Genomic DNA, 24,842 nt, shown 5'->3' on the forward strand with positions numbered 1-24,842 from the left:
AGCCTTAGGCTGGCGCCAACACCTTCAAAAGACGGCTGGCCTGCTCACGGGCAAACCCTTCTTTCAATGGGGCGCGCATGATCAGCATGTTGTGCCAGGCTGGCGCGATCAGCAGATTGACCGCCTCGTCTATGTCATAGTCCCGGCGGACGGTCTGTTTTGCGGCAAGCTCTGCCAGAATGAGCCGGAGCGGCGCGCGAATATTGGAGCGCATCCAGTTGCGCCAGCTTTCCCCGGCATCCTTGTCATCGGCGGCGGCCATAAGGGCTCCGCGCAGGATTGCGTGACCACTGCCGATGCGGGTGCAGGCTTCAAGCGGCTGAAGCAGGACGGACAGGCGGTCGATTGTGTCTGTGCTGGTGCCAGCGGTGACGGGCTGAATAAGTTCGAGCGCGGCTTCGATGCACATATTCCCGGTGGCGGGCCACCAGCGATAGATGGTCTGTTTGGACGCGTGGGCGCGGCGCGCGACACTGTCGACACTGAATTTGCGCCATCCGGCGGCGGCCAGTTCTTCTCGCGTGGCCTCGAGTATGGCGGCGCGCGAGGATTCGCTGCGACGTGGCCCCTGGCGGCGACGGGCCGGTTTTTTCTCAGGCTTTGTTGCTTCGTCTGCCATAAGCGGCCTCCATCGCCAGTTTCCTAGCTTATGTCCCAATCGCGTTCTTAGCAAAAAGAATGACGATAAAACGACATATCCTTCGCCCAGACATTGATGCGGGGTGCAGCTGCCGCTATTTCGATCAAAATCAGGCCTCAAAGGAGCTTTCATGCGTACACCTGAAGAATTGCTTGAGGGTTACAGGGCGTTTCGCCGCGGCATTTATGTCGATCAGGCAAAGCTCTATGAAAAGCTCGGTGGGGGGCAGGACCCGGACATCATGGTGATCGGTTGCGCCGATAGCCGTGCGGACCCTTCCGATATTTTCAATGCCGCACCGGGCCAGCTGTTCGTGGTGCGCAATGTCGCCAATCTGGTGCCGCCTTATGATGACTCCGGCGGCCTGCACGGTGTCAGCGCAGCGCTGGAATTTGCGGTGACCGCGCTTGAAGTGAAGCATATCGTTGTCATGGGGCATGGCGGGTGCGGCGGCGTATCAGCGTCCCTTTCCGCAGCCGATAACCGCCCGGTCGGCACGTTCGTCGCGCCATGGGTCAAGCTGCTGGATAGTGCGCGCGACCGGGTGCTTGCCGGCAAGCCGGATGATCCACAGACCTCGCTTGAATTTGAAGGCGTCGCGACGTCCCTCAAGAATTTGATGAGCTTCCCGTTTGTCGCTGAACGCGTCGAGCGGGGCGATCTGACCTTGCATGGGGCGTGGTTTGCCATCGCGCTTGGCCAGTTGCACTGGCGCGATGCCGACACTGGAGAGTTCGAACTGATCGAACCCTAGCCGCGGCTGGTCGCCCAGACGGCGAAGGCGGCAGACCCGACCATCAGGGTCGCCGCCCCGATATTGAACCAGCGGGCAAATGACGGGTTGGCAAAGCTTCGCGCCATGCGGTCAGCGGCGCCCGCATAGATGGCGAGGCCGAACATCTCGCTGAACGTGATCGTCGCGATCATGATCAGCACTTGCGGCAGCAAAGGGTGGCCCGGGTCAAAATAGCCCGGCAAAAGCGCGCCGAAGAAGACCAGCGCATTCGGATTGGCCAGTTGAAGGCCAACGCCTTTGCCGAACAGGGCGGCCCGTTTGGGCACTTTTTCCTTTGAAATCCGCAGATCGCGCGGCGCGGCGCGGACAAGGCCGAAGGCAAGCCAGATGATGAAGGCGAGGCCAGCGAGCTTCAGCACCAGAAAGAATTGCGGAAACTGGCTGGCGAGCGCAGCTGCGCCGCTGGCGGCGAGGCCGATCCAGACCAGATTGGCTGTCGAAACGCCCATGGCGGGCAGCATGGCTGGCCGGAAGCCGTAGCGAAGCGACGACGACACGACCAGCATGACGGCAGGACCGGGCGTCAGGCCGCCGGCCAGAAACAGGCCAATCAGGGCGAGCCAGACGCTGAGTTCCAACTAGAATGGCCTCCCGGCCGGGTTCATCTCAGGCTTAGCTGTTCTTCGCCCGTTCAATGGATGCAGAAATCAGCTCGCGAGCTTTGTCGACATCTTCCCAGCCGCGGACCTTGACCCATTTATTGGGCTCGAGATCCTTATAGTGCTCGAAGAAGTGGGTGATCCGGTCACACAGCGTTTCTGGAACGTCAGTGTAGCTGTGGATCTTCTCGTAATAGCGGGTGAGCTTCGGGTGCGGCACAGCGAGAATTTTCTCGTCTTCGCCGCCATCGTCTTCCATCAGAAGCACGCCGATCGGGCGGGCGCGGACAACGGCGCCGGGCACCAGCGCGCGCTGGCCAACAACCATCACGTCGATCGGGTCGCCGTCGAGGCTGAGGGTGTGGGGCACGAAGCCGTAATTACATGGATAGCGCATCGACGTGTAGAGATACCGGTCTACGAACATCGCGCCGGAGGCCTTGTCGATTTCATATTTGATCGGCTCGCCGCCAAGCGGGACCTCGATCAGTACGTTAATGTCGTCTGGCGGATTTTGGCCCGATTTGATTTTCGAGATATCCATGACCGGACTCCTCACTGGTTTGATTTAAAAGCCTTGCTGCACTGCACATGCAGGGCGCGGGCGTCAAGTGGCGCAATTGCGCGCAGGTGATCTAATCGCGCTTGTGCCCGAAATTGAAACTGACGGAGATGCGCGGGTCTTCGGTTCGGCTGGGCATAACTTCATGACGAAGCCAGCTTTCCCACATCAGGATGTCACCCGCAGCCGGGCTGACATAGACGAAGCGTCTGACGTCTTCTGCAACGTCATCCTGAAGCTGTGGCGCGGCCATCATCATGGCGAGGCGCGGGTCCTCAAAGCGGATGTCGCCCGCGCCTTCGGGAACGGCAACGTAAACGGTGCCCGACAGAATGCTGCCGGGGTGGATGTGGCCGGTGTGGTGGCCGTCCTCGCCGAGAATGTTCACCCAGAGCGCATCGAGGCTGAGCTGTTTGCGCTCAATGTCCCAGCCAAGCTGGCGCGCGAAGGCCAGCGCATGATCTGTCAGGACGGTTTCGAGGGCGGCGAAATCTGGTGTGCGCGAGGGCAGATCATCCAGCGAGGCGTAAGACGTGTAGCCGGGATAGCCTTTCTCTTCGCACCAGGCATGACCGGCTTCGTCGCCTTCCTCGAGCATCCAGCAAGAGGCTTCAAGGCCGTCGAGCAAACCCTCGTCTTCGAGGCGGGCTTCGTACAGGCGTGTCGGAAAAAGAAGGCGGGTTGTCATGCAGCACTTATATGGCGCGCCAGCTATTCCACGAAATGGTCATTCAGTGGCGGGATGGAGAATTCGATCCGGTCATCGCCAGATTTTCGACCTGGCGTAAAGATCAGCGTATCGTTTGCGACAGGAAGGATCTCACGTTGACCGTCAGGCCTCACCAAAGTCGCTGTGGTGTTTTCGGCAAGGTCGAACTGGACTGATTTCATTTTTGGCGCCGCGAATGCCATTAAACCGGCTTTCTTCTTGATCGTCTTGTTGGCCTGCGACAAGGCGAGTTTAACGTCGCTGACAGCCACATCAGCCGACAGATCAAGGCGGGGCGCCAATGTCATGGAAACGCTTCCACGCCCCTTTGGAATGGTGGTGTAAACCACGGGGTCGTCGTCAATAAAGGCGGCCAGCCGATCTGGATCAACATGGTCGTCGGCATTTCCTTGCAGATCTACTCTGGTGCCGTCTCTCTCAATCCAGAGCTCAAACGCACCATCGTCTTTTGACTGCACCTCGTAAGTCAGTTCGAAATTCGAACGGCTTGCAGGGTCAATGGCCAGATAGTCTTCCAGAAACGGAAACATTTTTGTGAGCGGGACGGTGGGTCTGCCCACATCAGCCGCTGCCACGCTGAATGGCATGAACGGAATACAAAGGACCACAAGCCAGATACGCATAAAAAACCCCTTCCGACCGACCAAGTATTTCATCGGCTGAAAGGGGTTTCAACGTTAAAGACTGTCGATGTGCTATTCGGCAGGTTTGACAAATTTCAGCGTCATGCGGTCGGACTCGCCAATCTCCTGATACTTGGCAGCATCAAAGCCCTCGGGCGTGTTGCCGTCGCCGTCAGCGGTGGTTGACACAGGTGGCAGGGTCCAGACGCCGAAAGGATGATCAGCGGTGTCGGCCGGGTTGGCGTTGACCTCGCTTGAGCCTTCAAACACGAAACCGGCATCTTCAGCCAGCGTCTTCACATAGTCTTCGTGCACATAGCCCGTTGGCGCTGATGGGTCCTGCTCACGCGCGGATGGTAGACGGTGCTCCACGACGCCGAGCACACCGCCCGGCTTCAGCACAGCATAGGCATCGGCAAAGAACTTGTCGTCATGATCGCCGCTCATCCAGTTGTGGAGATTCCGGAACGTCAGAACAGCATCGACACTGTCAGGCGCGCCGAGCGGGCCGGATTTGGCGTCGTAATAGGTGTATTCGATGACGCCGAATGTGTCGGGATAGGCTTCATAGTTCGCCTGGTAGGCCGCGAGGGCTTGAGCCGCGCGTTCTGAACGCTCTGGAGTGACGACAGCTGCGATGAACTGTCCGCCATTTGCGTTGAGCCAGGGGGCGATCACATTTGTGTACCAGCCGCCGCCGGGCCAGACTTCGATGACGGTATCGTCGCCTTCGATGCCAAAGAATTCGAGGGTTTCAACCGGGTGACGGTATTGGTCGCGCGCGCGCTCTTCAGCGGTACGCCATTCGCCTGCCAGGGCCGTTTCAACAGTATACGCCGCGTCCACTTCAGTCGGCTCTGCGGCCGTGTCGCCTGCATCGGCTTCAACTTCCGGAGGTGTCGGTGCGGCCGGGGTGTCGTCGACCGTCGTCTCATTTCCACAAGCGGCCAGAAGTAAAGCCAGTACGCTAGCGCCAAGAATGTGTTTCATCGTGTTCTCCCATTGAGTCCTTGAATGGTAGTTCAACTTTCCCAAATAAACCATGTCCAGGCGCTGCAAAGCAGGCCGGGATCGGCAATCTGCCGGCGCCGATGAACGGGCCGGAGTGACAGATGAGCCGCAAAATGATTGTCCGGCGATGCCGGACGCAGTTGCTAAAGAGGACTGTTCGTCATGAGCACAATTGATTTGACCCCCCTATACCGCACCATGGTCGGCTTTGACCGTATGGCCAGCCTGATCGATTCAGCCAGCCGCCTTGATGGCGCGCAAGGCTATCCCCCCTACAATATCGAACGCGTCGCTGACGACGCTTTTGCGATAGAGATCGCTGTTGCCGGTTTCTCCGAGGACGATCTTGAGATCGAGACCAATGAGAACCTGCTCACGGTCGCTGGCAAGAAGTCTGCGAGCGAGGATGGCGAAGCGCGCCAGTTCCTGCATCGCGGCATTGCCGAGCGTGGATTTCTGCGCCGCTTCCAGCTTGCCGATCATGTGATCGTGACCGGCGCCAGCCTGCAAAATGGCCTGCTTCGTGTGGACCTGCTGCGTGAGCTGCCGGAAGCCAAAAAGCCCCGCAAGATCGAGATCGGCACCACGGCAAAAGGCAAGACCAAGCCGAAGCTGATCGACAGCAGCAAGGCGTCCGCCGCCTAAGCGCGAACGATAGCTAAAGACACGAAACCCCGGGCCGATGGTCCGGGGTTTTTTCTTAGTTGGCGTTGCCTTTTTCGAAGTAGGTCGCGGCGCCAGCATCGCTGAGGAATTTGGCGAGGGCCTCATTGTCGCTGAGGCGGCGGACCGCTTTCTGGACGGATTTGAACGAGGTCGCGGCATAGCGCTGGGTGACCTGTTCAAACTCTTTCTTCTCGAGCTTGACGCTCATCCGGTCATTCTTGGCGTAGTTGGCTTCAAGATTGGCCTGCGCCCACGGCAGATAGGTCTGAGCCAGTTCATCGCGGAAGATCGGCAGGAGTGTGGCTTCAAGCTCGGCAAGGGGTTTGAAGTCCCCATCGGCTTTCGGTGCGTCCATGAATTCGCACCAAGCAGTGACGAAGGGCGCGCTGTCGCGCAGGAATTGCGCGGGTGTTTCGTCCTGCAGCATCTGGGAGAGCTGACCGGCGATCGCGAAATCGGCGACCGATGGACGTCCACCGAAGAGGAACATGTTCGTCTCAAGGTGCGTGTTCAGCAGGGTTGCGAACCGCTCGAACGAGGTTTTCAGCGTCTTGTCGGTCTTGCGCTCGATCCCGATCATTGGGAGGCGGTCACGCATGCGCTTGATGATCTGGTCGCGCGTCTTTTTCTTGGCGCGTGGCAGGTCACCGCTGAAGAGTTGTTCCATGGTGCGATCGGCCGCCGCGTCGCGGTCAGGCTTCTGGCCCCAGCGTTCGCGGAACATCGCCTTGTTCAGCCACTCGTCGCCATAATCCTCAAGGATCAGCGCGAGCACGGCGCAGGCTGGATCGTCCGGCACGCAGGATGGCTCTGCATGGTCGTTCTCGACGCAGGACAGGATGTCAGTGGAATCCTGATTGGGCGAGCGGTTCGGGGACACCAGAAGTGGCAAGGTCGGCACTTTGGCGAAGGATTGGAATTCCTTCTCCGTGGCCGACGATTTGCCGATCCACTCAAAGTCCACGCCCTTATATTTCAAGAAAGAGCGAACTTTCATCGAGTAAGGCGAGGTTTCGGCGCCGAACAGACGGTATTCTGGCATGTCGGTGTCCTTAATGAAGCTTAAGGGCGGGTCTTAGGCGATGCTGCTATTGCTGCCAAGACGTGTTTGACGGTTAGGGAGGGCTGCAATACTCAGGTTGCGGCCAACCACAGCGAGGTTTCAAGCGTGAGCAAGACCCTGTCATGAGTGAACCAAAACGGTTTCTGGCGTATTGCGACAAGCTGTTCACGCCGTCTGAAAGCTTTATCCCGCGCGGCTATTCCGCCTTCAGCGAGCTCAAGCCCGTCTATATCGGCCATGAGCTGCGGGGCGAGGTGCCTGAGGGCGCTGAAGTGATCGAGCTTGGCCCGCTGCATGGGCGCGGCGGTGAGGCGGCGTTCAAGCAGCTGGGCACAATTTCATCACAGCTCGAAGCGCGGCTGAAAGAGGTCAATCCGGTGGCCGTGCATGCTAGTTTCGGCAAGTCGGGGGCGTATGCCCTTCCGATTGCGTCGAAGCTGAAGCTGCCGCTAGCGGTGACCTATTATGGCGGCGACGCGACCAAGACGTCGAACACCAAGGACAGCTTCATCCGCGTCTATAACCGTCGGCGCGCGAAGCTATGGCGAGAGGCGCGACTGATCCTGCCCTGCTCGCAATTTATCTATGATGAGCTGGCCGCCAATGGCGCGCCGACGATCAAGATGAAGGTCCATCACAATACAGCCGATCCTGACCGGTTTGAGCCCGGCGAGAAGAAAGACCTGCTCGTTTTTGCCGGACGCTGGACTGAAAAGAAGGGCATCGACACGCTGATCGCGGCGCTGGCGCGCCTCGGCGAGGAGTTGCAGGGCTGGACCGTGCGCCTGATCGGCGATGGGGAGCTGAAGGAAGGTCTGGTCGAGACGCTGAAAGCGGCCGGGGTTGAAGCCGAGCTGCCCGGCTGGGTGCCAGCTGATGAGATGCCAAAGCACTGGGCCGAGGCGCGGATTGCGGCTGTGCCGTCCAAGCGCGCCAAGTCAGGCGATGCCGAAGGGCTGCCGCTTGTCTGTATCGAGGCGATGCTGTCGGGCTGCGCACTGGCGGCAACGCGGCATGCGGGCATTCCGGAATGTGTGAAAGACGGCGAAACCGGCTTTCTGGTGGATGAGGGCGATGAAGCCGCACTGGCTGACCGTCTGGCCCGGATGCTGACCGATCGTGAGCGTACAGCAGAAATGGGCGAGGCGGGGCGTGAATTCGCGCTGAGCGACTTTAATCTGCAGAAACAGAGCCGGAAGTTGGAATCCTATCTGCTCGATCTCGCCCGGCAGGCGCGCACGCTCTAGGCGTCTTCGCTCTCGCCCTTGCGTGGATCGGACTGATCGGCCCAGCCTTCGGGGTCGAGGATAGTGACGGTCCCGGCCTCAAAATCGACTTCCGGCACATCGGCCAGCGTGAATGGCACGAAGTAGGACGCTGCAGACGTGTCCACGGGGGTGATCTCAACCAGATCGCCTGCGCCAAAATTCATGACCGTTTTGACCGCGCCAATCCTGGCGCCCTGGGCATCAATAGCGTTCAGGCCAATCAGATCCTCGACGTAGAATTCATCATCGTCCGGCGGCGGCAGCATGTTTCGCGGCACATGGAGCAAGGTGCCCTTGAGGCTGTCCCACTCTTCTTTCTGGCGCGTTTTCGACGGTGTCACGATGAAATGATCATTGCCGGGGCGCGCCTTGCGAGGCTCGAGGATCTCGGCGGACTTGTCGGACAGAAGCGGCCCGAGTTCGAATAGAGCTTCAGGGTCTTCGGTGAAGCTTTTTACGCGCACATCACCACGCACGCCATGGGCGCCAAGAATGACACCCACGACGATAAGACGCTGATCATGTTGTTTGGTATTAGCCATTGGCGGGCTTCCTAGCCGTCAATTCAGGCGGCGGGAAGCCCTCTATGGCGGCATCTTACCAGGGACGTCCATACCCGCCGCGTCCGGCCGGGCGGATCGAGCTGATATTGTCGTTCAGTCGGTAGTGGCCAAGATTAGACTGCGACGCGTAGATTACCTCACAGCGACCGCGGAAATTCGGGTCAGTGCAGACCTCCCATGCGCCGCTCTGAACGGCGATGGAGGAGACATTGTCGTTGAACCCAAGCTGGTTAAGGTGCGCCACGGCGCCGTTCAGCGGCAGTGATTTCCCGCGGAAGTCACCATGCTCAAACAGGACGATCGGGGCATTCTGACGGTAACCGTTGCCGTGTCCGCGATCCCAGTCACGATCCCGGCCACGGTCATGATCATAGCGTGGGCCGCGACGGTCGCGTTCATAGCGGTCCCAGCGATCGCCGCGATAGGTGACGGGCCGGATGGACGAGATATTGTCATTCAGACGGATTTCGTTGAGCCGGTCCTCGCGATATTCGATGATTTCACACCGTCCGCGGAAATCTGCATCGACACAGACTTCCCATGCGCCGCCGGTGATGCGGATAGAGGAGGCCTTGTCGTTAAACCGGTATTGGGTAAGGCGCGGCACCGTGCCCGTCACCCGAATGGACTGACCGGTGAAATCCGGGTTGGCATAGAGAATGGCTTCGCCCTGACCGCCGCGATGGCCGCCATACTGCGCCATTGCGGGCGCTGCGAGAGCCGTTGAAGCAGCAAGAACCAGGCTGAGGGTCTTGAGGGGTTTCATGTGGTTACTCCGTTTCTATCCCCTCCTGTTTAACAGAGCGCGGCTGAACGCTGTGCAACCGCGCCTTCAGGAAACCGCTGGCGGCGGGTGGTGTTCCCGCCGCCTCGCCGCGAGGGCGCTATTCAGCCGCGTCCATCAGGCCGCGCATCCGCTCGATCCACTCCAGCCAGGCTTTTCGGCCGGCTTCGGTGAGGAAAATGCGGGTCTGCGGGCGCTTTCCCACGAAGCGTTTTTCCTGGCGGACATAGCCGGCATCCTCCAGTTTTTTCAGGTGGGTGGACAGATTGCCGTCCGTGGCGCCCACCTTGTCCCGCAATTCACCGAATATGGCGGGGCTGACAGTGGAGAGGTAGGCCATCACGCCAAGCCGGAGCCGGCCGTGGATGACGTCATCGATATCAGAATGGTCGAAGGGGTTGTCCGTGGTCATGCCGTTCCCCTCAAACCGTCGTGTCCGGCTCATTGCGGAGCAGCATGAGGCCCGGACCAAACACGCTGAGCGCAGCGGCAAAGGCGGCGGCAAGCCAGAGTTCTGGTCGATCAATCAGCAGGACGGTAATGCCGACAAAGGCGATTGCGATGAAGCCAGCTGCCTTGAGGACCGAATTACTCGCGATGAGACCGGATACGAGCTGGGACATGCCATAAATGCCGAGCACGATCGGCACGGACCAGGCGAAACCGGGCGATGCGGCGCCTTCAAGCACGGATTTGATAATAAGGCCGGCAAAGAGAGAGAACAGCACGAAGCCGCCGGCCATCCAGACATTTGAGGACACTCTGTTGCCGACAGAGGACTGGCCCGGCTTGTCACTCGGGAAGCCGCGCATCAGCAGGAAATAACCTGCCGGGGCAATGATCCCGAACGCGGTCCACATGATGGCAAGCGCGGACATCGGAACACCGAGTGTGCCCGAGCTGACAAGGTAATGGCCGATATAGGCGAGGGTAACGATGCCGCCCCACCACATAAGGAAGCGCCCGTCAAGCAGGGGGGCACTGGCGCCAGCTTCGGCAATTTCACGCACATAGGCGAGGTCGTCTGACATGGTCTTGTTCATCTTATTCTCCAATAACTTTGAAATACAAAGTACATAGATGTGCAGAACCGGTCAAGTGGCTTCGTCTTTTTTTGAGGATGAGACCCGGAACGCCCTTGTCGGGCGGCATGTCAGGTCAGGCAGCGATCGTCAGGCCGCTGGTTTCAACGTTGCGCACCCAGGCGCCGCGAAGGTCACGTGATGGGTCAAGCCCCGCGATCAGGCCAGCCGCGCTTTCCTGCTTGCCGAGGACAAGCGTGCCGCCTGCTGCCAGCTGTCTGGCGGCCGTGAGCAGGGCTTTTGAGCGCTGCGGGCGGGCCATGTCGCAAATGACATTGCGGCAGAGGATAATATCGAACTGGCCGAGGCCGTCGGCAGGCTTCATCAGATTATGAGGCCGGACGCCGACGCGGCGCGCAAGGGCAGGGGAAACTTGCCATTCGCCGGTTTCAAGCCGGGTGAAGTGTTTGAGGAGGCGATGGATCGACAGCCCCTTCTGCACTTCGAAATGGCCGAAAATGCCCGAGCGGGCGGCTGCATTTGTTTTCTTGCAGATGTCGGTCGACACGATTTCGACCTGCACGTCTTTCAGCGCTTCGTCGGTCGACTCTTCGAGCAGGATGGCCAGCGAATAGGCTTCCTGGCCGGTTGAGCCACCAGCGCACCAGATGCGCAGCTTGCCGTCTTTCGCCTTGGCGGCGCGCTTTGGCAGAAGATGGTTGACGACGCGTTCGAGCGACTGGCGCTCAGAAAAGAAGCTGGTTGTTTTTGAGGTCAGGGCGCCAACCGCTTCGCCCGCCAGCTTGGAGCCGGGGCGCGCATTGAGGCAGGCGACGAGCTCATCCACCGTCGAGAAGCCTTCGCGGCGCAGGATTGGGGCCAGCCGAGCCTCGATCAGATACGATTTGGTCGGCGAAATGAACTGACCGGACCCTTTCTGGGCCAGGTCAGCGATCTCGCGGTAAATCATCTCATCCATGAAAGTCGTCTCGTGGGTCTGGTCGGGCTTGAAGGTGTTAACGTAAACACCTTCCGGGTTAATAATCTGGTCTATAAGAGGCCGGCTTCGGCAAATTTGCTTTCGATGATGTCGGCATCGAATGGCTTCATGATGAATTCGTTCGCGCCGGATCGCATGGCTTCGCCGATATATTCAGCGTCATTCTCGGTGGAGCAGAAGACGACGGTTGGCTTGTCACCGCCGCGCTCCCGGCGCAGGGCGCGCAGGAAATCGAGCCCGTTCATGACAGGCATGCTCCAGTCGAGCAGGATGGCATCGGGCATGTCTTCGCGGCAGGCGGTGAGGGCTTCAGCGCCATCCCCGGCTTCGCGGACGTCAAATTTCAGGTCCTGAATAATGCGTCCGGCGACTTTGCGCACAACGCGGGAGTCATCAACAATGAGACAGGTTTTCATGTGTTCCCCCCGGGACTAGCGCGCCAATCAGAACAGATTTGCCGCATCGGGGTTAATGACGGGTTTAACCCTCGGCATCGAGTCCTGGCGCACGTAGAATAATCCGTTCTTCCTCAGCCTCGGCAACAAGAGATCCGCCAAGCCCTTCGGCAATGATGCGGGTGAAGAGGGGCTGGACGGTCCGTGCGGACCAGCCGTCCTGCGGTTCGATCCCCTGAATGGCGTCAGCCGTGTCCTCGCGCAGTTTGCAGCGCTGACCGGAGGCAGTGACGATCATACCGAGGCCTTCGCTCTCATTGCGGACCTTGATGTTGATCTTGCCGCCGCGCGGCAGGCAGTCGACGGCGAGCATCACCATATTCATGATCAGCCGGGCGTGAGAAAAGCTCAGATGCTCAGTCTCAATGTCCCATTCCAGCTCGGGCGTCTTGTTGTGGGTTTCGACAAAGCGTTCGGTGATCTGGCGCGCATCGTGGATGTCTGCCGCGCCTTTCGAGAGGCCGACAGAGCCAAAGGCGTAACGCAGGAATTTAAGTTTGGAGGCCGCGCTCTCAGCGCCGTCATGCAGAAGCTTTTCAGCTTGCTGGCTCATTTCCGCGTCATGCGGATCGTTCATGAAGTCGATGGCATTGGTGATCGACGAGACAGATGAAACCAGATCGTGGCAGATGCGCGATGAGATGTAGGCCGACAGGTGCGCCGGATCGATCGTAGCTTGCATGGACTGGCCCCTTCTTCTGCGCCAAAGGGGAATCTAGCTGATTCGCAACGATTTTGCGTGCCGGAACACCGTCGCGTCTGTTATCCGTCGTCGTCTTCGGGGCGCTCTATGTCGTCATGGCCGTGGCGGGCGCTGTGGAAGAGCAGCCAGAACAGCCCGCCTGACAAGACAAGACTGCCAATTGCGCCAAACGCGTAAGCGGCCCAGCCATGCGGCGTCATGGTCACGCCAAAGTCTGACCAGAGCATGACAACGCCCCAGCCGGCCACGAGCGCAGCAAAGGCTGCGCCGATGAAGACGAGGAGCGTTGTTCGGGTCATTCAGCGTGAACTGGGGTGATCTATTTCTTCTTCCAGCTGCCGCTGTCATCCATGATGTATTCACCTGGACCGGCGGCGGCTGTCAGCTTTTCACCTGTGACGCGCGCGACTTCCTGAGGCGTGGTGCCTGTCTGGCTGGCCAGCGAGTCATAGGCGGCGCGGCGCTTGTTATTGGTGTCCTGCACGAGGCGAACGAGGGCCGGATCGGCGCCGCCGCTGACAATACCGAGATAACCGTCAATGCGCTCGCCAACGACGCCCTGGTCTTTGGCGGCTTCGATCTGAGGGTCGGCGGCAGAGGCCGGGCCAGCGAAGGACAGGGCTGCACCGGCCATCAGGACGGCTGCGAGAAGAGTTCGAATGATGCTTGGCATTTTGATCAAGGTTCCTTTGTGGACCTAGAAGATATCAGGATTGGATGAGATCAGGTCTTCGACCTCACGGTCGAGTTTTACGCGCACTTCCTGATCGATCTTTACATTGAGATTGATCGTGATCGGCTCACTAGGGGCCTGTACGCGGACCGTTGGGGTGCAAGCAGCCGCCAGGGCGACCGTTGCGCAAGAGAGGATGGAAAGTCGTGTCATGTCTAGGGCTTTCATGTTGGGCACACTTTGTATCATTTAAGCTGAACGTCAATTGAATAGACTTGTAGGGCTTGTTCAGTTCAGGGGCTTGGTGTCTCCGCCGCTTCAGGCGGTTCGCTTTCTATTTCGGTGACCTCGGCACCCGTCTGTGACTGGGCTGTCGCTTCGGCCAGCCAGCCAGTACTGGTCATGCTCTGTCCGGTGCGGATGAGTTTCATCAGTTCAGAATCGACGCCGATATTGAAGGCGAACGGGGCGCCGCCGAGAACCTTGGGCGACTTGCCGACAAGTTTGAGCGTGATCAGGACGTCGCCGCTGAGATTGCCGTCTGCGCCAACTTCCAGGACCGAGAAGCGAAAATCCTTCAGCGCGTCGAAGGCGAGTTCGACCCGGTCATCGGCTTGCGCTGCGGCGTCCCCAATCTCGCCGGTATAGGCAATCTTGCCGCCCTCGCTGTCGGCTTTCAGGACTGCGTTCCGGATATAGGCGTTCGGCCCGACAAGCTCGACCGGGAAAGTGCCGGAGACAGTGCCATCGGCTTCGACATCGGGCAGTTTGAACGTGCTGATAATGTCCTTCAGCTCAAGCTTGCGCGCTGAAATCTCGATGATGTCGCGCGTGCCAGAGATGGTCCAGTCAGAGCGCCCGACAACGAGTTCACCGCCTGCGAACGGCCAGCGGGCCTCTTCGATCGTGGCATTGGTGGCCTCTGTAAGCTTGAAGTGGATCACACCGTCTTTCAGCGGGATGCCGGGATTGATGGAGCCGAGGCGGACTTCCTGACCGGGCGGGGTGCTGAGCGCCATGATGTCGTCAAAGACAATGCGCCCATTCACGCCATCGACCGCACCGACCCGCAAAGTGTCGAAGCCGAGATCGGTGGCTTCGACGAAGCCGGTGCCGCTGACATTTCCGCCATCGATCAGGAAACTTGCGCCGGCATTGAGTTGGCCGCGGGCGTTCGACAGCAAACCGCGGACGCGTTCGCTGAGCGCGGTCGGCTGGAAGCCATTTGGCTCGAAGGTCAGATCGCGGGTCGTGACCGAGGCTTCGCCGTCCATCTTTACCAGATCCAGCGTGAGGTTCATGTCCGCGACGGTGCGGCCGGCGCGCGCTGTGCTGATCGGGCCGTTGACCTGCATAAGGCCATTGCCGAAGTTTGCCGTCAGGTCTCCAGTAAATGGGCGATATAACGGGTCATCCCCGCGATCACGAACCTCGACTTGGTTGGCCGTTGCGCGTCCCGAAAGCCCTGAGGCAGGCAGCGTGGCCGTGAAATTTGCCGACTGAAGCGAAATGTCTGCGGGCACGAGCGATCCGGAGAATTCGGCGCGCCCCGTCGTGGCGGTGATTTTTAGCGGGTTCGCAGTTGCCAGCTTCAGATCAGGCGATGCGGCGCTGATGCCGAGCGTATTGTCTCCAATATCCATCTGCAGGACCATTTGTCTGGCGCTGATATCGAAGCTGGCGGATTTGGCAGCCTGCCAGTCGAGCAGTCCGCTCTGAAGTGAGAGCGTCCCGGATGTGTCTGTGGTGCGAAACGGAATAGCCGCATCGCCGAGGTCCAGTACGCCCGTAAAACCATCCTTGGTCCGGCGAACAAGACGACCCTCCTTGGGGCATAGCTGCAGCTGCATCGCCCCGATCGCGAGATCACCGGCTGCGTCGATGCCCTTGGTGTCGAGCCCGATGCAGCGGGTGCTGTAGGACTGGACGCGGAGTGCGTCGCCGGAAATCGCTTCCAGCCCGCCAAACAGGCGCGCATTTTTCATGTCCATCCCGAACAGGCGTCCATTGATCCTTATCTCGCCGAGGCCTTGGACGTGCGCATCGCCGGAGGTGCTGTCGAAGTCGAGTTCGCTGAGATTTGCGCCGAGTGTCAGGCCGGAGGCTGTCCAGGGGTCAATGGAGAAGCCGCCGGCTTTCAGCCTGATGCCCTCATCAGTCACCAGCAGGTCTGACACGTCGGCGGCAAGAGTTGGCAAGCCGGGGCCGTGCAGGGTGAGGACGCCGGCCACGTCAATAATGTCCCCCGAGACATTGAGCGCTGGCTGTGTCTCGTGCGGTGTCAGGGCAAAAACAGCGCCATTGGCAGCGGTCGCGCTAAGCTTGCGGGTCGTCCTGAGTGACCAGTCGCTGCCATTTGCGAGACTGAACGTGTAGCCGCTGCCGGTCGCAAAATCCGAGAGGGCAGCCGATAGCCCTGAGCGCAGCGCCTTGCCGTGCGCCTCGAAGGGCGCAGCCGGGGCGATCGAATCCAGTATCCGGCGGCGTGTGTCGGCCTCGACCGTGGCGCCGTTTGCGACGGCTTCGCCGGTCAGGTTGATCGTTGAAAGGTCCTCGCTCGCGCTTCCCTGTCCGCTGAGGGTCAGCTCGCTTGCTGAAAGGTCTGGATGCTGAAAGTCCGTCAGGCGGGCCGCGAAGTCACCCTCGAACTGGTCCTTGCCGTTGCGTTTGGTCTCCAGTGTGAGGCTGGCCGTCTGGGCCGTGAAGTCCTGCCATCTAACGCTTGCCGAATTGGCCTCAGCGCTGAGCCGTCTTAGCCGCGCCAGCAGTGGGGCGCCTTCATCTACTTCGCCTGCAACAATCCCGGCGCGTCCGCTCGCATGTGTGTCTTCCAGGGCCAGATCAGGCGCCGAGAGTGTGTCGATTGATGCTGACCACTCAACGGTCGGCAGCAATGTGTCGGCCATGGAGGCATCAAGGGTGATGTTGCGCGCTTCCAGCCCTTCGAAGACGGCTTCCTTCAATTGCAGACGCGCACTGCCCTGGAGGCGAAAGCCTGAGAGGGACAAGTCGACCCGGCCTTCCGTGAGGCTCAGACTTCCTTGTTCGGATGAGAGGTCGACAGGTTCAATGCGCGCATGAAGCGTCGCCTTGTAGGGGAGTTTGCCTTCAAACCGGCCCGTCGCCACGACCGTGCCAGCAGGTGTTTGCGCCTCAATGCGGGCATCGCGAACGACGATTTCCGGCATGGCTTGCGGCGTTTCGGAGGAACCACCGGGCGCCAGGTCTTCAAGACCGCCAACCGATATTTTCCCATCTTCGGTATAACTGAGCCTGATGACAGGGCGATTAATCTCGACGCGCTCGACAACCGGCTTCAGAAAACCCTTCCAGCTTAATTCAACTGTCAGGCGTTCAGCCTCGAACGGGATTTGACCTGTCTCATTTGTAAGGCGGATGGCATCGATGGTTGTGCCGGAAAGACTCAGGTCTGTAGCTTCAATCTCGCATTCCAACGCCTGGGAGCGGCACCAGCGCTTGGCTATGGTCTCGGTCAGGGACAGCCGGAAAACCCATAGGAGCAGCAGCGTGAACAGTAATAGCAGCAACACAAGGCCGATGCCTGTCAGCCAGGGGTGTCTGCTCAATTTTCGACCGAACATAACAAACCCTGACAAAAAATTAGGAATTTGGACTGCAAATTGCAGCTCAAATTGCCTTGCACTGCCCTCCGCAGACGAATACGTACATCGGTGGGCCGGATTGATAAACGCATTTCGCTTAATTTTAGCGAAAGAGATTCAACCGATAGGGGCAAGGACTTGTATTGCCTATCAGCGTGTGCACGCTGAAACCAGAGGGAGGCCCGATTGCTGAACATGAATTTTTCGCGCGGAACCGTAACAATGACGGCGATAGGGGCAGTTGCTGTCGGCCTGTCGATGTCAGCGTTCCATTTCCTCGGACAGTCGAAAGCTGCAGAAGCGCAGGTTTCGCCCGCAGTTCACCTTGCCACTCCGCTGGCGGCGACCTTGCTGAGTGCCCAGGGCTTTGAAGCCCAGGATGACCTGATTGTCCGGGACGGTACGCTGAAATCCCGCGAAACCCTGCTCGGGCTTGTTCAGGAACTTGGGGCCGATAGTTCACAGGCGGCCAAATCGCTGCAGGTCATTTATGACGCAGAGCTTCTTGACCCGCGCCGTGTGCGAGCCGGAATGACTGTGCAGGCTCAGTTCCGCGGCAATACGCCCGAAACAGCCGAACTGGTTTCGCTCTCGCTGAGCGAAGACTCCGGCAAGCAGATCCTCTCCAAGCGCAAGAGCGACGGCGAATTCATGCCGGTGGTTCTTCAGGCCAGAACGCAGCCGGTCGAACGGCGCATCAAGGCCAAGATCAATTCCAGTATCTATGAAGCTGCGCTTTCAAATGGCGCGCATGACCAGCAAGTCGTCGATTATGCGACGATCTTCGGGTACGACCTCGACTTCCAGCGCGACATTCAGCCGGGCGACGAGTTTGAAATCGTTTACGAGGAACTTGTCGACGAACGCGGTAATCGCGTGCGCTCTGGTGACGTCCTCTATGCATCGCTCAACGGCAAGGCGCTGAACAAGTCCTACTACCGTTTTACCCCCGAAGAGGGCGGTGAGCCTGACTACTTCAATTATAACGGCGAGAGCGCCACAAAGTTCCTGATGAAAACACCTATTAATGGTGCACGTCTGTCATCGAGCTTTGGCTACCGTCGTCACCCGATTTCCGGATATAACAAGCTTCACAAGGGGACCGACTTTGCTGCCCCGACCGGCACGCCGATCTATGCAGCAGGCAACGGGACCATTGAGCGCGCCAATCGCTATGGCGGCTATGGCAACTATATCCGCATCAAGCATGCCAATGGCTATTCGACCGCCTATGCGCACATGTCACGCTTCGGCAAGTACCGGACTGGCCAACGTGTTCGCCAGGGCGACATCATCGGCTATGTTGGCACCACGGGCGCGTCGACCGGGCCTCACCTGCACTATGAGGTGATGATCAATGGCAAGCAGGTGAACGGCATGAAACTTGACCTGCCGACCGGCCGCAAACTGGCTGAAACGCCAGAGCTTCTCAAAGCCTTCATTGAACGCCGCGATCAGATCGATGCGTTCCGGAATGGCGATGCTGATGTGCAGTCGCCAGCCCAGATGCTGACGATGACCAGCTATGAAGCGCCTCCTGCGCCCTGATTGAGCTTTGCCAGGTGGTCGCTGAGAGCGGCGGTCTGCAAACAGATACTCTATAAACGCCCCTACCTTTTTAAGGTGGGGGCGTTTTTTGTGATGAAGATCATGGTCCTGGCCTTGCCGGAGCCCTGAAATTTGGTCGCGCCCGTCCCGGATGAGCGATAACGAAATGCATAAACGCATACCTATATTGCACGTTTATGCGTTTACAGAATGCTGCATGTGCTCACAACTGATGCTGCACCCGCGAAAAGCGGGGCAAAGGGCGGGCAATGTCCCGCGTAGATCAGGGGTTTAGATCATGAAAATCCGCGTTTCCTCCATCCTTTTCGCTCTTTCGCTTTTCTCCGGCGCTGCCTATGCCGACGATTTGAAAGACGTCACAACCTCAATGACGTTCAACCCGGAGCTGCTGAGCAGCGACGCTGGCGCTGCGCGCGTGCTCACCAGCCTTGAACGGCAGGCCAAACGCAGCTGTAGCACCGTGTCCATGGCGCGTGTTGGTCTCCTCGTTGACTCTGTCTGCGTCGAAGACATCATGTTCCAGGCGGTGACGGCGATCAGCGACAGCAATCTGTCGGCTCAGTATGTCGGGTCTGACTATTATGTTGAGACGACTTCGCCGCGCATTCAGGTCGCTTCCAACTAGTTTTATCTAAGGGTCGGCCCGGTCTTTCCGGGTTTGGCCGCATCATCAAAAGGCTCCGGACCCAATCACAGGTCCGGAGCCTTTTTTGTGCGCATCCACTCACGCGCACTGCCCGCATATAGAAACGCCCCCGCCAGATACTGGCGGGGGCGCATGATGTGGCTTTACCGCTCGGCTAGTTGAGCGCGGCGGCGCCTTTCGCAAAGTCATTTGGCACGCCGTTGATCGACAAGGCATTGCCTTCGACATCCACGGTGACCGTGCTGTTGTCGGTGACCTTGCCTTCGAGAACCAGTCTTGCGAGCGGGTCTTGCAGCTCTTTCTGGATGACGCGCTTCAGAGGGCGGGCACCGTAGACCGGGTCATAGCCCTTGTCGGCCATCCATTGGCGGGCCGCTTCGGTCAGCTCGACCTTGATCTTGCGATCGGCCAGAAGCTGCGACAGGCGATCCATCTGAATATCGACCACATGGTCAATCTCCGCCCGGCCGAGCCGTTTGAAGAAGACGATCTCGTCGATCCGGTTGATGAATTCAGGCCGGAAATGTGCGCGGACCGCATTCATCACCATGTCACGCTGGGCTTCGCTGATTTCGCCGGCGTCTCCGCTTGCGAGGGCATCTGCGCCGAGGTTCGACGTCATGATGATGATCGTGTTGCGGAAGTCGACCGTGCGGCCATGACCATCGGTGAGACGGCCATCATCAAGCACCTGAAGCAGCGTGTTGAAAAGGTCCGGATGGGCTTTCTCCACCTCGTCGAACAGGACGACCTGATAGGGCCTGCGCCTCACAGCTTCAGTCAGGACGCCGCCTTCTTCATAGCCGACATAGCCCGGAGGCGCGCCGATGAGACGGGCCACCGAATGCTTCTCCTGAAACTCGGACATGTCGAGCCGCAGCACTGCCGTATCGTCGTCGAACATGAACTCGGCGAGCGATTTGGTGAGCTCTGTCTTACCGACGCCGGTTGGGCCGATGAAGAGGAACGAGCCGATCGGACGGTTCGGATCCTGCAGGCCGGCACGCGCACGGCGGACGGCATTGGACACGGCGCTGAGGGCTTCTTCCTGGCCAACGACCCGGCTGCGCAGGGCATCCTCCATGCGAAGGAGTTTCTCCCGCTCACCTTCCATCATCTTGTCGACAGGGATGCCCGTCCACTTGGAGACGACGGCGGCGATGTGCTCTGGGCGGACAACTTCGGACACGAGGCCCTTATCGTCCTGACCATCATCGGTCTCGGTGCTCTCGACCGCTGCGATGCGGGCCTCAAGCTGAGGGATGACCGAGTATTTCAGCTCGGACGCACGTGAGAGATCACCGCGGCGTTGCGCTTCGGCCATGTCGGCGTGGGCACGGTCAAGCTCATCCTTGGCGGACGCAGCGCCTTTCAGCTTGTCCTTCTCGGCCGCCCAGGCGGTCGTCAGCTCATCAGAGCGGGCCTGAAGATCGGCGATTTCGGCCTCGATCGCTTCGAGCCGGTCTTTCGACGCGCGGTCTTTCTCTTTCTTGAGAGCTTCCGCCTCGATGCGCAGTTGCATCAGGCGCCGGTCGATCTCGTCGAGCGCTTCCGGCTTGGAGTCGACCTGCATGCGCAGGCGCGAGGCGGCCTCGTCCATGAGGTCAATCGCCTTGTCCGGCAGGAACCGGTCCGTGATGTAGCGGTTCGACAGGGTCGCTGCAGACACAATGGCCGCATCGGACACGCGAACGCCATGGTGCGCCTCATAGCGGCCCTTCAGGCCACGGAGGATGGACACAGTGTCCTGCACGGTAGGCTCATCGACGAACACAGCCATGAAGCGGCGGGCGAGGGCCGCGTCGCCTTCGACATATTTGCGGTATTCATCGAGCGTGGTCGCGCCGACGCAATGGAGCTCACCGCGGGCGAGCGCTGGTTTGAGGAGGTTGGACGCATCCATGGCCCCGTCCGTCTTGCCGGCACCGACAAGCGTGTGCATCTCGTCGATAAAGAGGATCACGCCGCCTTCGGCTTGCTCGATCTCCTTGATGACGGCTTTCAGACGCTCCTCGAACTCGCCGCGGAACTTCGCGCCAGCGATGAGCGCGCCCATGTCGAGGGCGAGCAGGCGCTTGCCCTTCAGGCTTTCAGGCACGTCTTCATTGATGATGCGCAGGGCAAGACCTTCGGCGATGGCGGTTTTACCGACGCCGGGTTCACCGATGAGGACCGGATTGTTCTTGGAGCGGCGCGAGAGCACCTGCACCGTCCGGCGGATTTCCTCGTCGCGGCCAATGACCGGATCGAGCTTGCCCGAGCGGGCATCTGCTGTGAGGTCGCGCGTGTACTTTTTCAGGGCTTCATAGCCCTCTTCAGCATTCTCAGTGTCGGCCGTGCGGCCCTGGCGCAGCTTGGCGACAGCGGCCTCAAGACCGGAGGCATCTGCGCCGCCTGATTTGAGGGCGTCTGCGGCTTTGGCGCCGGAGAGCCCGGCCAGTGCGACTAGCAGGCGTTCAACCGTGACGAAGCTGTCGCCCGCCTTCTTCGCGCTGGCTTCAGCGTCGGCGAAGAGCTTGGCGGTTTTCTGGTCAAGGCGAAGGCCAGTATCGCCACCGGTCACAACCGGTTGGGCGCGCAGGGCCTCGTCATTCTTCTGCTGGACAAGTTCAGGATTGCCACCCGCGGCGCGAATGAGGTTCGCGGCGAGCCGGTCGCGGTCTTCCAGCAGGGCTTTCAGAATGTGCTCTGGCAGGAAGGTCTGGTGGCCGGCAGCCAGTGCAGCGGTTTGGGCCGACTGTATGACGCTGCGGGCGCGTTCGGTATAAGTCTCAAAATTCAATGTCTATCCCCTTTCTAAGGCAGATCGTGCTCAACTTGACCGCCTGCGCGCGAGGGTGCGCGAATGCGGCATTTCAGGTGCGCCCCGCTCAGCGGCAACGCCCTTCACAAGAGATATGGGGACATGAATAAGGCGCCGCAAGCCAATGGATGCGACGCCTCTGAATTAGTTTTGCAGGTGGACTAGCGGATCGGAATAAGCCCGGTTTCTTCCGGGTCGCCGACCATGGAGACCAGCACCTTGCGCAGTTTGCCGAGCGCCTGATGTTCAATCTGGCGGACGCGCTCCTTGGAGATGCCGAGGCGTTTGCCCAGCACTTCGAGCGTGACGGTATCGTCGGTGAAGCGGCGTTCGCAGATGATCAGGTTTTCGCGCTCGCTTAGCGATTTGAGGGCTTCTGCGATCCACTCACGGCGGCGGACGCTGTCGCGCATTTCCATGACGCGGTCTTCGGTCGCCTGATTTTCGTCTTCGAGGAGATCTTGCCACTGGGCATCGCTATCGGTGGCCAGCGGGGCGTTGAGAGAGCGGTCAGAGGCTGAGAGGCGCGAGGCCATGTTCTCAACATCGCGCTCTGGCACGCCGAGATGCGTGGCGATCCAGCTCTTGTTCTCAGGGGTCATGATGCCGTCGCCGGTGTCATCGATCTTGGCGCGCAAGCGTTTGAGATTGAAGAAGAGCGACTTCTGCGCGGCCGTGGTGCCGGTGCGCACGATCGACCAGTTGCGAAGCACAAAGTCCTGAATGGAGGAGCGGATCCACCATGAGGCATAGGTCGAGAACCGAACTTCGCGGTCCGGGTCAAAGCGGGCGGCCGCCAGCATCAGGCCGACATTGCCTTCCTGGACAAGGTCAGACAGGGGCAGGCCGTAATGGCGGAATTTCGAGGCCATGGAGATGACGAGGCGCATATAGGCGCTGGTCAGTTCGTGAAGGGCATCTTCGTCGTTATCGTCGCGCCAGCGCAGCGCCAGATCTGTCTCATGTTCGGCGCTGAGCATCGGTTTGTTCATGGCGTTCCGGACAAATCGACGATCGGCGTTTTCGGTTGTCATCTGGACGGCCATGCGGTGCTCCTGCAGCTTGGGAAACAAACTCTTCCTCAAGTTCCTACGCATGGGGGGATGCTTTGGTTCACTTCTTGTTCATAAATTTTTCGAGTTTCCGCCAAAATCTGGACAAAGAAAAAGCCCCGCTCGGCTGAGCGGGGCTTGATAATCGGCCTGTCAAAGGGTGATCAGGCGGCTTTTTTCTTCGCGAGCGACTTGGCCAGACGCTCCATGGCGGCGTCGTGATCGGTGTTCTCGACAGCGGCCAGTTCGCGGGCCATCCGATCAAGCGCGCTCTCATAGAGCTGACGCTCTGAGTAGGATTGCTCAGGCTGGTCTTCGCCGCGGTGAAGGTCGCGAACGACTTCCGCGATGGAGATCAGATCACCTGAATTGATCTTGGCTTCGTATTCCTGCGCGCGGCGCGACCACATGGTGCGCTTGATGCGGGCTTTGCCGCCGAGCGTCTTCAGCGCGTCATCAACGAGCTTGGAGCCAGCGAGCGAGCGCATGCCTGAAGCTTCGGCGCGGTTTGTCGGGACGCGAAGGATCATCTTGTCCTGGTCGAAAGAAACGACATAAACTTCGAGTGACATGCCGGCGACCGTCTGCTTTTCGATCGCGGTGACCTTGCCGACGCCGTGGGCTGGATAAACGACGGACTGGCCGACGTCGAATGCGAGTTCCTGTACATCACCCGTTGCTTGTTTTGACATGTGTCTGGTAGCCTTTCTACGCAACAAGAGCCTACGCCCTCCGGTGACATTTCAAGCGTCGGTCCGGAGATGTGAGCAGGCTCCCTGAAAAATTGACACTTAATATATATCAGAAATACGACTAATTCACAACTGCCACGTGATCGGGGTCAGTGTTTCAATCGCCTTCGCCCGGATTCGAACTGAAATATTTCTCCAGTTTACCGGTTTCCTGCGCAAATTTTTCCCGATCAGCCGGCGGCTCTTTCATCCGCGTGATGTTCGGCCAGACCTTGGCATAATCCGTATTCAGCTTCAGCCATTTTGAGTCCGGATCGTCTTCGGTGTCAGGTTTGATTGCCTCAACCGGGCATTCAGGCTCACAGACGCCGCAGTCAATGCACTCATCTGGATGAATGACGAGCATGTTCTCGCCTTCATAGAAGCAGTCCACCGGACAGACTTCCACGCAATCCATGTATTTGCAGCGGATACAGGCGTCGACAACGATATAGGTCATTCAGTCTCGTACATCTTGCTTAGTGGCACACGAGCGGTGCATTTGGCGTTGATGCGGCTCGCTGTCAATTGCTAGAGGCTGCGCGATTCGGCGCGCCTGCGCGCCTGGGCCCGGCGAATATCGTCAACATAGAGCAGGCTGGAGACTTGCCGGATAAAGGCTTCCTCAAATTTGCAGGAAGCCCCGTCGGCCATCGAGACCAGATAGAGGCCCTCGATTACCTTCACGCGTTCAAGCAATGGCAGCTTCTTTACATGCTGCGTGAACTGGTGCGCGCCGATTGAATTTTCGGCGAGTTCCTCTGCCTGAGCAAGAATATCATCGACCCGATCAGCATCGAGACCGAGGCTGTCGAGCAGGATTTCGGCAATCTGGTCGCTTTCGAGATTGGCGTAAACGCCGTCGACAAGGGCGGCTTCGACAAGCAGCGCGGCGGCTGCGACTTGCGGGTCCATATCGCGGTTCGGCTGTTCGGCCCGGCCGGAAAAGAATTTCTTCAGTCCTTCAAGCATTTCGGCTCTCCTGTTCGGCCTCAGATACCGATTCATAAAGGGCCTGCGCTTCGCTGGCCGGACCGCGTCTTGTGCCATACGCAAGAACGCGGATGCTTACTATTTGAGTGCCCGGAGCAAAACTTGCAACGTCACCGACGAGAATACGCGCACCGGGCTTGGAAACCTTGCGGGTCGAACCGTTGCGCGTGAGGCGCACGCCGCGCCGTCCGATATAGTCAGCCGCAAGTGAGCGGGTCTTGAAGAAACGGGCCCGCCACAGCCACACATCCAGCCGAACCTCCTCGA

At 59.4% G+C, this 24,842-nt stretch carries 29 protein-coding genes; 5 read left to right on the forward strand and 24 right to left on the reverse strand.

Annotated features, from left to right (window positions below):
* Positions 1–4 precede the first annotated feature (4 nt).
* A complete protein-coding gene (locus B8783_RS15110; protein ID WP_084420912.1) occupies positions 5–619 on the reverse strand; it encodes a TetR/AcrR family transcriptional regulator in 615 nt (204 codons plus the stop codon).
* 151 nt (positions 620–770) lie between these two features.
* Here B8783_RS15110 and B8783_RS15115 point away from each other — a divergent pair, with 151 nt between their 5' ends.
* A complete protein-coding gene (locus B8783_RS15115; RefSeq protein WP_084420913.1) occupies positions 771–1,394 on the forward strand; it encodes a carbonic anhydrase in 624 nt (207 codons plus the stop codon).
* Here the strand turns inward: B8783_RS15115 and B8783_RS15120 are convergent.
* The 5 genes from B8783_RS15120 to B8783_RS15140 form a co-directional block, all read right to left on the reverse strand.
* The gene (locus B8783_RS15120) at positions 1,391–2,014 is read right to left on the reverse strand and encodes a LysE family translocator (protein ID WP_084420914.1); all 624 of its coding nucleotides are present in this window, start codon (positions 2,012–2,014) and stop codon (positions 1,391–1,393) included. The two genes, B8783_RS15115 and B8783_RS15120, sit on opposite strands and share 4 nt — an antisense overlap.
* A gap of 34 nt (positions 2,015–2,048) precedes the next feature.
* On the reverse strand, positions 2,049–2,579 hold the full coding sequence (gene ppa / locus B8783_RS15125) for an inorganic diphosphatase (protein WP_084420915.1): 531 nt from the start codon (positions 2,577–2,579) through the stop codon (positions 2,049–2,051).
* 91 nt (positions 2,580–2,670) lie between these two features.
* The gene (locus tag B8783_RS15130) at positions 2,671–3,285 is read right to left on the reverse strand and encodes a TIGR02466 family protein (RefSeq protein ID WP_084420916.1); all 615 of its coding nucleotides are present in this window, start codon (positions 3,283–3,285) and stop codon (positions 2,671–2,673) included.
* A gap of 23 nt (positions 3,286–3,308) precedes the next feature.
* A complete protein-coding gene (locus tag B8783_RS15135; protein WP_084420917.1) occupies positions 3,309–3,950 on the reverse strand; it encodes a hypothetical protein in 642 nt (213 codons plus the stop codon).
* A 72-nt stretch (positions 3,951–4,022) separates the two neighbouring features.
* The gene (locus B8783_RS15140) at positions 4,023–4,940 is read right to left on the reverse strand and encodes a class I SAM-dependent methyltransferase (protein WP_084420918.1); all 918 of its coding nucleotides are present in this window, start codon (positions 4,938–4,940) and stop codon (positions 4,023–4,025) included.
* A 183-nt stretch (positions 4,941–5,123) separates the two neighbouring features.
* Here B8783_RS15140 and B8783_RS15145 point away from each other — a divergent pair, with 183 nt between their 5' ends.
* Complete coding sequence (locus B8783_RS15145) at positions 5,124–5,606, forward strand: Hsp20 family protein (protein ID WP_084420919.1); 483 nt, start codon at positions 5,124–5,126, stop codon at positions 5,604–5,606.
* Between the two features lie 55 nt (positions 5,607–5,661).
* Here B8783_RS15145 and B8783_RS15150 read toward each other — a convergent pair whose 3' ends face one another.
* Positions 5,662–6,669 carry a glutathione S-transferase family protein gene (locus B8783_RS15150; protein ID WP_084420920.1) on the reverse strand — a complete coding sequence of 336 codons (1,008 nt, stop codon included), beginning with the start codon at positions 6,667–6,669 and terminating at the stop codon, positions 5,662–5,664.
* A gap of 143 nt (positions 6,670–6,812) precedes the next feature.
* Here B8783_RS15150 and B8783_RS15155 point away from each other — a divergent pair, with 143 nt between their 5' ends.
* Complete coding sequence (locus tag B8783_RS15155) at positions 6,813–7,937, forward strand: glycosyltransferase (RefSeq protein ID WP_084420921.1); 1,125 nt, start codon at positions 6,813–6,815, stop codon at positions 7,935–7,937.
* Here the strand turns inward: B8783_RS15155 and rimM are convergent.
* The 11 genes from rimM to B8783_RS15210 form a co-directional block, all read right to left on the reverse strand.
* Positions 7,934–8,500: a ribosome maturation factor RimM gene (rimM, locus tag B8783_RS15160; protein WP_084420922.1), complete on the reverse strand. Its 567-nt coding sequence runs from the start codon at positions 8,498–8,500 to the stop codon at positions 7,934–7,936. The two genes, B8783_RS15155 and rimM, sit on opposite strands and share 4 nt — an antisense overlap.
* Before the next feature lie 55 nt (positions 8,501–8,555).
* Positions 8,556–9,287 (reverse strand): beta/gamma crystallin-related protein, encoded by a 732-nt coding sequence (locus B8783_RS15165; protein WP_084420923.1) that lies wholly within the window; start codon positions 9,285–9,287, stop codon positions 8,556–8,558.
* 118 nt (positions 9,288–9,405) lie between these two features.
* A complete protein-coding gene (locus B8783_RS15170; protein ID WP_084420924.1) occupies positions 9,406–9,717 on the reverse strand; it encodes a winged helix-turn-helix domain-containing protein in 312 nt (103 codons plus the stop codon).
* Positions 9,718–9,727: 10 nt separating this feature from the next.
* Positions 9,728–10,348 carry a hypothetical protein gene (locus tag B8783_RS15175; RefSeq protein ID WP_084420925.1) on the reverse strand — a complete coding sequence of 207 codons (621 nt, stop codon included), beginning with the start codon at positions 10,346–10,348 and terminating at the stop codon, positions 9,728–9,730.
* A 115-nt stretch (positions 10,349–10,463) separates the two neighbouring features.
* Positions 10,464–11,306 (reverse strand): CheR family methyltransferase, encoded by an 843-nt coding sequence (locus tag B8783_RS15180; RefSeq protein WP_084420926.1) that lies wholly within the window; start codon positions 11,304–11,306, stop codon positions 10,464–10,466.
* Positions 11,307–11,377: 71 nt separating this feature from the next.
* Complete coding sequence (locus B8783_RS15185; protein WP_084420927.1) at positions 11,378–11,743, reverse strand: response regulator; 366 nt, start codon at positions 11,741–11,743, stop codon at positions 11,378–11,380.
* A gap of 64 nt (positions 11,744–11,807) precedes the next feature.
* Positions 11,808–12,464 (reverse strand): histidine phosphotransferase family protein, encoded by a 657-nt coding sequence (locus B8783_RS15190; protein ID WP_084420928.1) that lies wholly within the window; start codon positions 12,462–12,464, stop codon positions 11,808–11,810.
* Between the two features lie 80 nt (positions 12,465–12,544).
* Positions 12,545–12,784, reverse strand: a complete 240-nt coding sequence (locus B8783_RS15195; RefSeq protein WP_084420929.1) for a hypothetical protein — start codon at positions 12,782–12,784, stop codon at positions 12,545–12,547.
* 20 nt (positions 12,785–12,804) lie between these two features.
* On the reverse strand, positions 12,805–13,158 hold the full coding sequence (locus B8783_RS15200) for a YdbL family protein (protein WP_084420930.1): 354 nt from the start codon (positions 13,156–13,158) through the stop codon (positions 12,805–12,807).
* A gap of 24 nt (positions 13,159–13,182) precedes the next feature.
* The gene (locus B8783_RS15205) at positions 13,183–13,371 is read right to left on the reverse strand and encodes a YnbE family lipoprotein (RefSeq protein ID WP_084420931.1); all 189 of its coding nucleotides are present in this window, start codon (positions 13,369–13,371) and stop codon (positions 13,183–13,185) included.
* Positions 13,372–13,451: 80 nt separating this feature from the next.
* A complete protein-coding gene (locus B8783_RS15210; RefSeq protein ID WP_169711815.1) occupies positions 13,452–16,745 on the reverse strand; it encodes an intermembrane phospholipid transport protein YdbH family protein in 3,294 nt (1,097 codons plus the stop codon).
* Between the two features lie 258 nt (positions 16,746–17,003).
* On the opposite strand from B8783_RS15210, the gene B8783_RS15215 reads away from it, so the two are divergent.
* The gene (locus tag B8783_RS15215) at positions 17,004–18,329 is read left to right on the forward strand and encodes a M23 family metallopeptidase (protein ID WP_084422135.1); all 1,326 of its coding nucleotides are present in this window, start codon (positions 17,004–17,006) and stop codon (positions 18,327–18,329) included.
* A gap of 298 nt (positions 18,330–18,627) precedes the next feature.
* Positions 18,628–18,975 (forward strand): UrcA family protein, encoded by a 348-nt coding sequence (locus B8783_RS15220; RefSeq protein WP_084420933.1) that lies wholly within the window; start codon positions 18,628–18,630, stop codon positions 18,973–18,975.
* A 175-nt stretch (positions 18,976–19,150) separates the two neighbouring features.
* Here the strand turns inward: B8783_RS15220 and clpB are convergent, their stop codons facing one another.
* The 6 genes from clpB to B8783_RS15250 all read right to left on the reverse strand — a co-directional run bounded on the left by clpB (position 19,151) and on the right by B8783_RS15250 (position 24,822).
* Complete coding sequence (gene clpB, locus B8783_RS15225; protein ID WP_084420934.1) at positions 19,151–21,778, reverse strand: ATP-dependent chaperone ClpB; 2,628 nt, start codon at positions 21,776–21,778, stop codon at positions 19,151–19,153.
* 182 nt (positions 21,779–21,960) lie between these two features.
* Positions 21,961–22,845: an RNA polymerase factor sigma-32 gene (locus B8783_RS15230; protein ID WP_084422136.1), complete on the reverse strand. Its 885-nt coding sequence runs from the start codon at positions 22,843–22,845 to the stop codon at positions 21,961–21,963.
* A 170-nt stretch (positions 22,846–23,015) separates the two neighbouring features.
* Entirely contained in the window at positions 23,016–23,543 is a 528-nt protein-coding gene (locus tag B8783_RS15235) for a CarD family transcriptional regulator (protein WP_084420935.1), read from the reverse strand.
* Between the two features lie 157 nt (positions 23,544–23,700).
* Positions 23,701–24,042 (reverse strand): ferredoxin FdxA, encoded by a 342-nt coding sequence (gene fdxA, locus B8783_RS15240; RefSeq protein WP_084420936.1) that lies wholly within the window; start codon positions 24,040–24,042, stop codon positions 23,701–23,703.
* A 71-nt stretch (positions 24,043–24,113) separates the two neighbouring features.
* Positions 24,114–24,554: a tellurite resistance TerB family protein gene (locus tag B8783_RS15245; RefSeq protein ID WP_084420937.1), complete on the reverse strand. Its 441-nt coding sequence runs from the start codon at positions 24,552–24,554 to the stop codon at positions 24,114–24,116.
* The gene (locus B8783_RS15250) at positions 24,547–24,822 is read right to left on the reverse strand and encodes an RNA-binding S4 domain-containing protein (protein ID WP_233355817.1); all 276 of its coding nucleotides are present in this window, start codon (positions 24,820–24,822) and stop codon (positions 24,547–24,549) included. The genes B8783_RS15245 and B8783_RS15250 overlap by 8 nt, the downstream gene beginning before the upstream one ends.
* Positions 24,823–24,842: the final 20 nt, after the last annotated feature.

Source organism: Henriciella litoralis, from assembly GCF_002088935.1.
Lineage (GTDB): Bacteria > Pseudomonadota > Alphaproteobacteria > Caulobacterales > Hyphomonadaceae > Henriciella > Henriciella litoralis.

What these genes read in the sequence shown, in the direction of transcription:
- B8783_RS15110 (WP_084420912.1), bottom strand. Translation starts at nt 619, where the DNA reads ATGGCAGACGAAGCAACAAAGCCTGAGAAAAAACCGGCCCGTCGCCGC.
- B8783_RS15115 (WP_084420913.1), top strand. Translation starts at nt 771, where the DNA reads ATGCGTACACCTGAAGAATTGCTTGAGGGTTACAGGGCGTTTCGCCGC.
- ppa (WP_084420915.1), bottom strand. Translation starts at nt 2,579, where the DNA reads ATGGATATCTCGAAAATCAAATCGGGCCAAAATCCGCCAGACGACATT.
- B8783_RS15130 (WP_084420916.1), bottom strand. Translation starts at nt 3,285, where the DNA reads ATGACAACCCGCCTTCTTTTTCCGACACGCCTGTACGAAGCCCGCCTC.
- B8783_RS15135 (WP_084420917.1), bottom strand. Translation starts at nt 3,950, where the DNA reads ATGCGTATCTGGCTTGTGGTCCTTTGTATTCCGTTCATGCCATTCAGC.
- B8783_RS15140 (WP_084420918.1), bottom strand. Translation starts at nt 4,940, where the DNA reads ATGAAACACATTCTTGGCGCTAGCGTACTGGCTTTACTTCTGGCCGCT.
- B8783_RS15145 (WP_084420919.1), top strand. Translation starts at nt 5,124, where the DNA reads ATGAGCACAATTGATTTGACCCCCCTATACCGCACCATGGTCGGCTTT.
- B8783_RS15150 (WP_084420920.1), bottom strand. Translation starts at nt 6,669, where the DNA reads ATGCCAGAATACCGTCTGTTCGGCGCCGAAACCTCGCCTTACTCGATG.
- B8783_RS15155 (WP_084420921.1), top strand. Translation starts at nt 6,813, where the DNA reads ATGAGTGAACCAAAACGGTTTCTGGCGTATTGCGACAAGCTGTTCACG.
- rimM (WP_084420922.1), bottom strand. Translation starts at nt 8,500, where the DNA reads ATGGCTAATACCAAACAACATGATCAGCGTCTTATCGTCGTGGGTGTC.
- B8783_RS15165 (WP_084420923.1), bottom strand. Translation starts at nt 9,287, where the DNA reads ATGAAACCCCTCAAGACCCTCAGCCTGGTTCTTGCTGCTTCAACGGCT.
- B8783_RS15170 (WP_084420924.1), bottom strand. Translation starts at nt 9,717, where the DNA reads ATGACCACGGACAACCCCTTCGACCATTCTGATATCGATGACGTCATC.
- B8783_RS15175 (WP_084420925.1), bottom strand. Translation starts at nt 10,348, where the DNA reads ATGAACAAGACCATGTCAGACGACCTCGCCTATGTGCGTGAAATTGCC.
- B8783_RS15180 (WP_084420926.1), bottom strand. Translation starts at nt 11,306, where the DNA reads ATGGATGAGATGATTTACCGCGAGATCGCTGACCTGGCCCAGAAAGGG.
- B8783_RS15185 (WP_084420927.1), bottom strand. Translation starts at nt 11,743, where the DNA reads ATGAAAACCTGTCTCATTGTTGATGACTCCCGCGTTGTGCGCAAAGTC.
- B8783_RS15190 (WP_084420928.1), bottom strand. Translation starts at nt 12,464, where the DNA reads ATGCAAGCTACGATCGATCCGGCGCACCTGTCGGCCTACATCTCATCG.
- B8783_RS15195 (WP_084420929.1), bottom strand. Translation starts at nt 12,784, where the DNA reads ATGACCCGAACAACGCTCCTCGTCTTCATCGGCGCAGCCTTTGCTGCG.
- B8783_RS15200 (WP_084420930.1), bottom strand. Translation starts at nt 13,158, where the DNA reads ATGCCAAGCATCATTCGAACTCTTCTCGCAGCCGTCCTGATGGCCGGT.
- B8783_RS15205 (WP_084420931.1), bottom strand. Translation starts at nt 13,371, where the DNA reads ATGACACGACTTTCCATCCTCTCTTGCGCAACGGTCGCCCTGGCGGCT.
- B8783_RS15215 (WP_084422135.1), top strand. Translation starts at nt 17,004, where the DNA reads ATGACGGCGATAGGGGCAGTTGCTGTCGGCCTGTCGATGTCAGCGTTC.
- B8783_RS15220 (WP_084420933.1), top strand. Translation starts at nt 18,628, where the DNA reads ATGAAAATCCGCGTTTCCTCCATCCTTTTCGCTCTTTCGCTTTTCTCC.
- B8783_RS15230 (WP_084422136.1), bottom strand. Translation starts at nt 22,845, where the DNA reads ATGGCCGTCCAGATGACAACCGAAAACGCCGATCGTCGATTTGTCCGG.
- B8783_RS15235 (WP_084420935.1), bottom strand. Translation starts at nt 23,543, where the DNA reads ATGTCAAAACAAGCAACGGGTGATGTACAGGAACTCGCATTCGACGTC.
- fdxA (WP_084420936.1), bottom strand. Translation starts at nt 24,042, where the DNA reads ATGACCTATATCGTTGTCGACGCCTGTATCCGCTGCAAATACATGGAT.
- B8783_RS15245 (WP_084420937.1), bottom strand. Translation starts at nt 24,554, where the DNA reads ATGCTTGAAGGACTGAAGAAATTCTTTTCCGGCCGGGCCGAACAGCCG.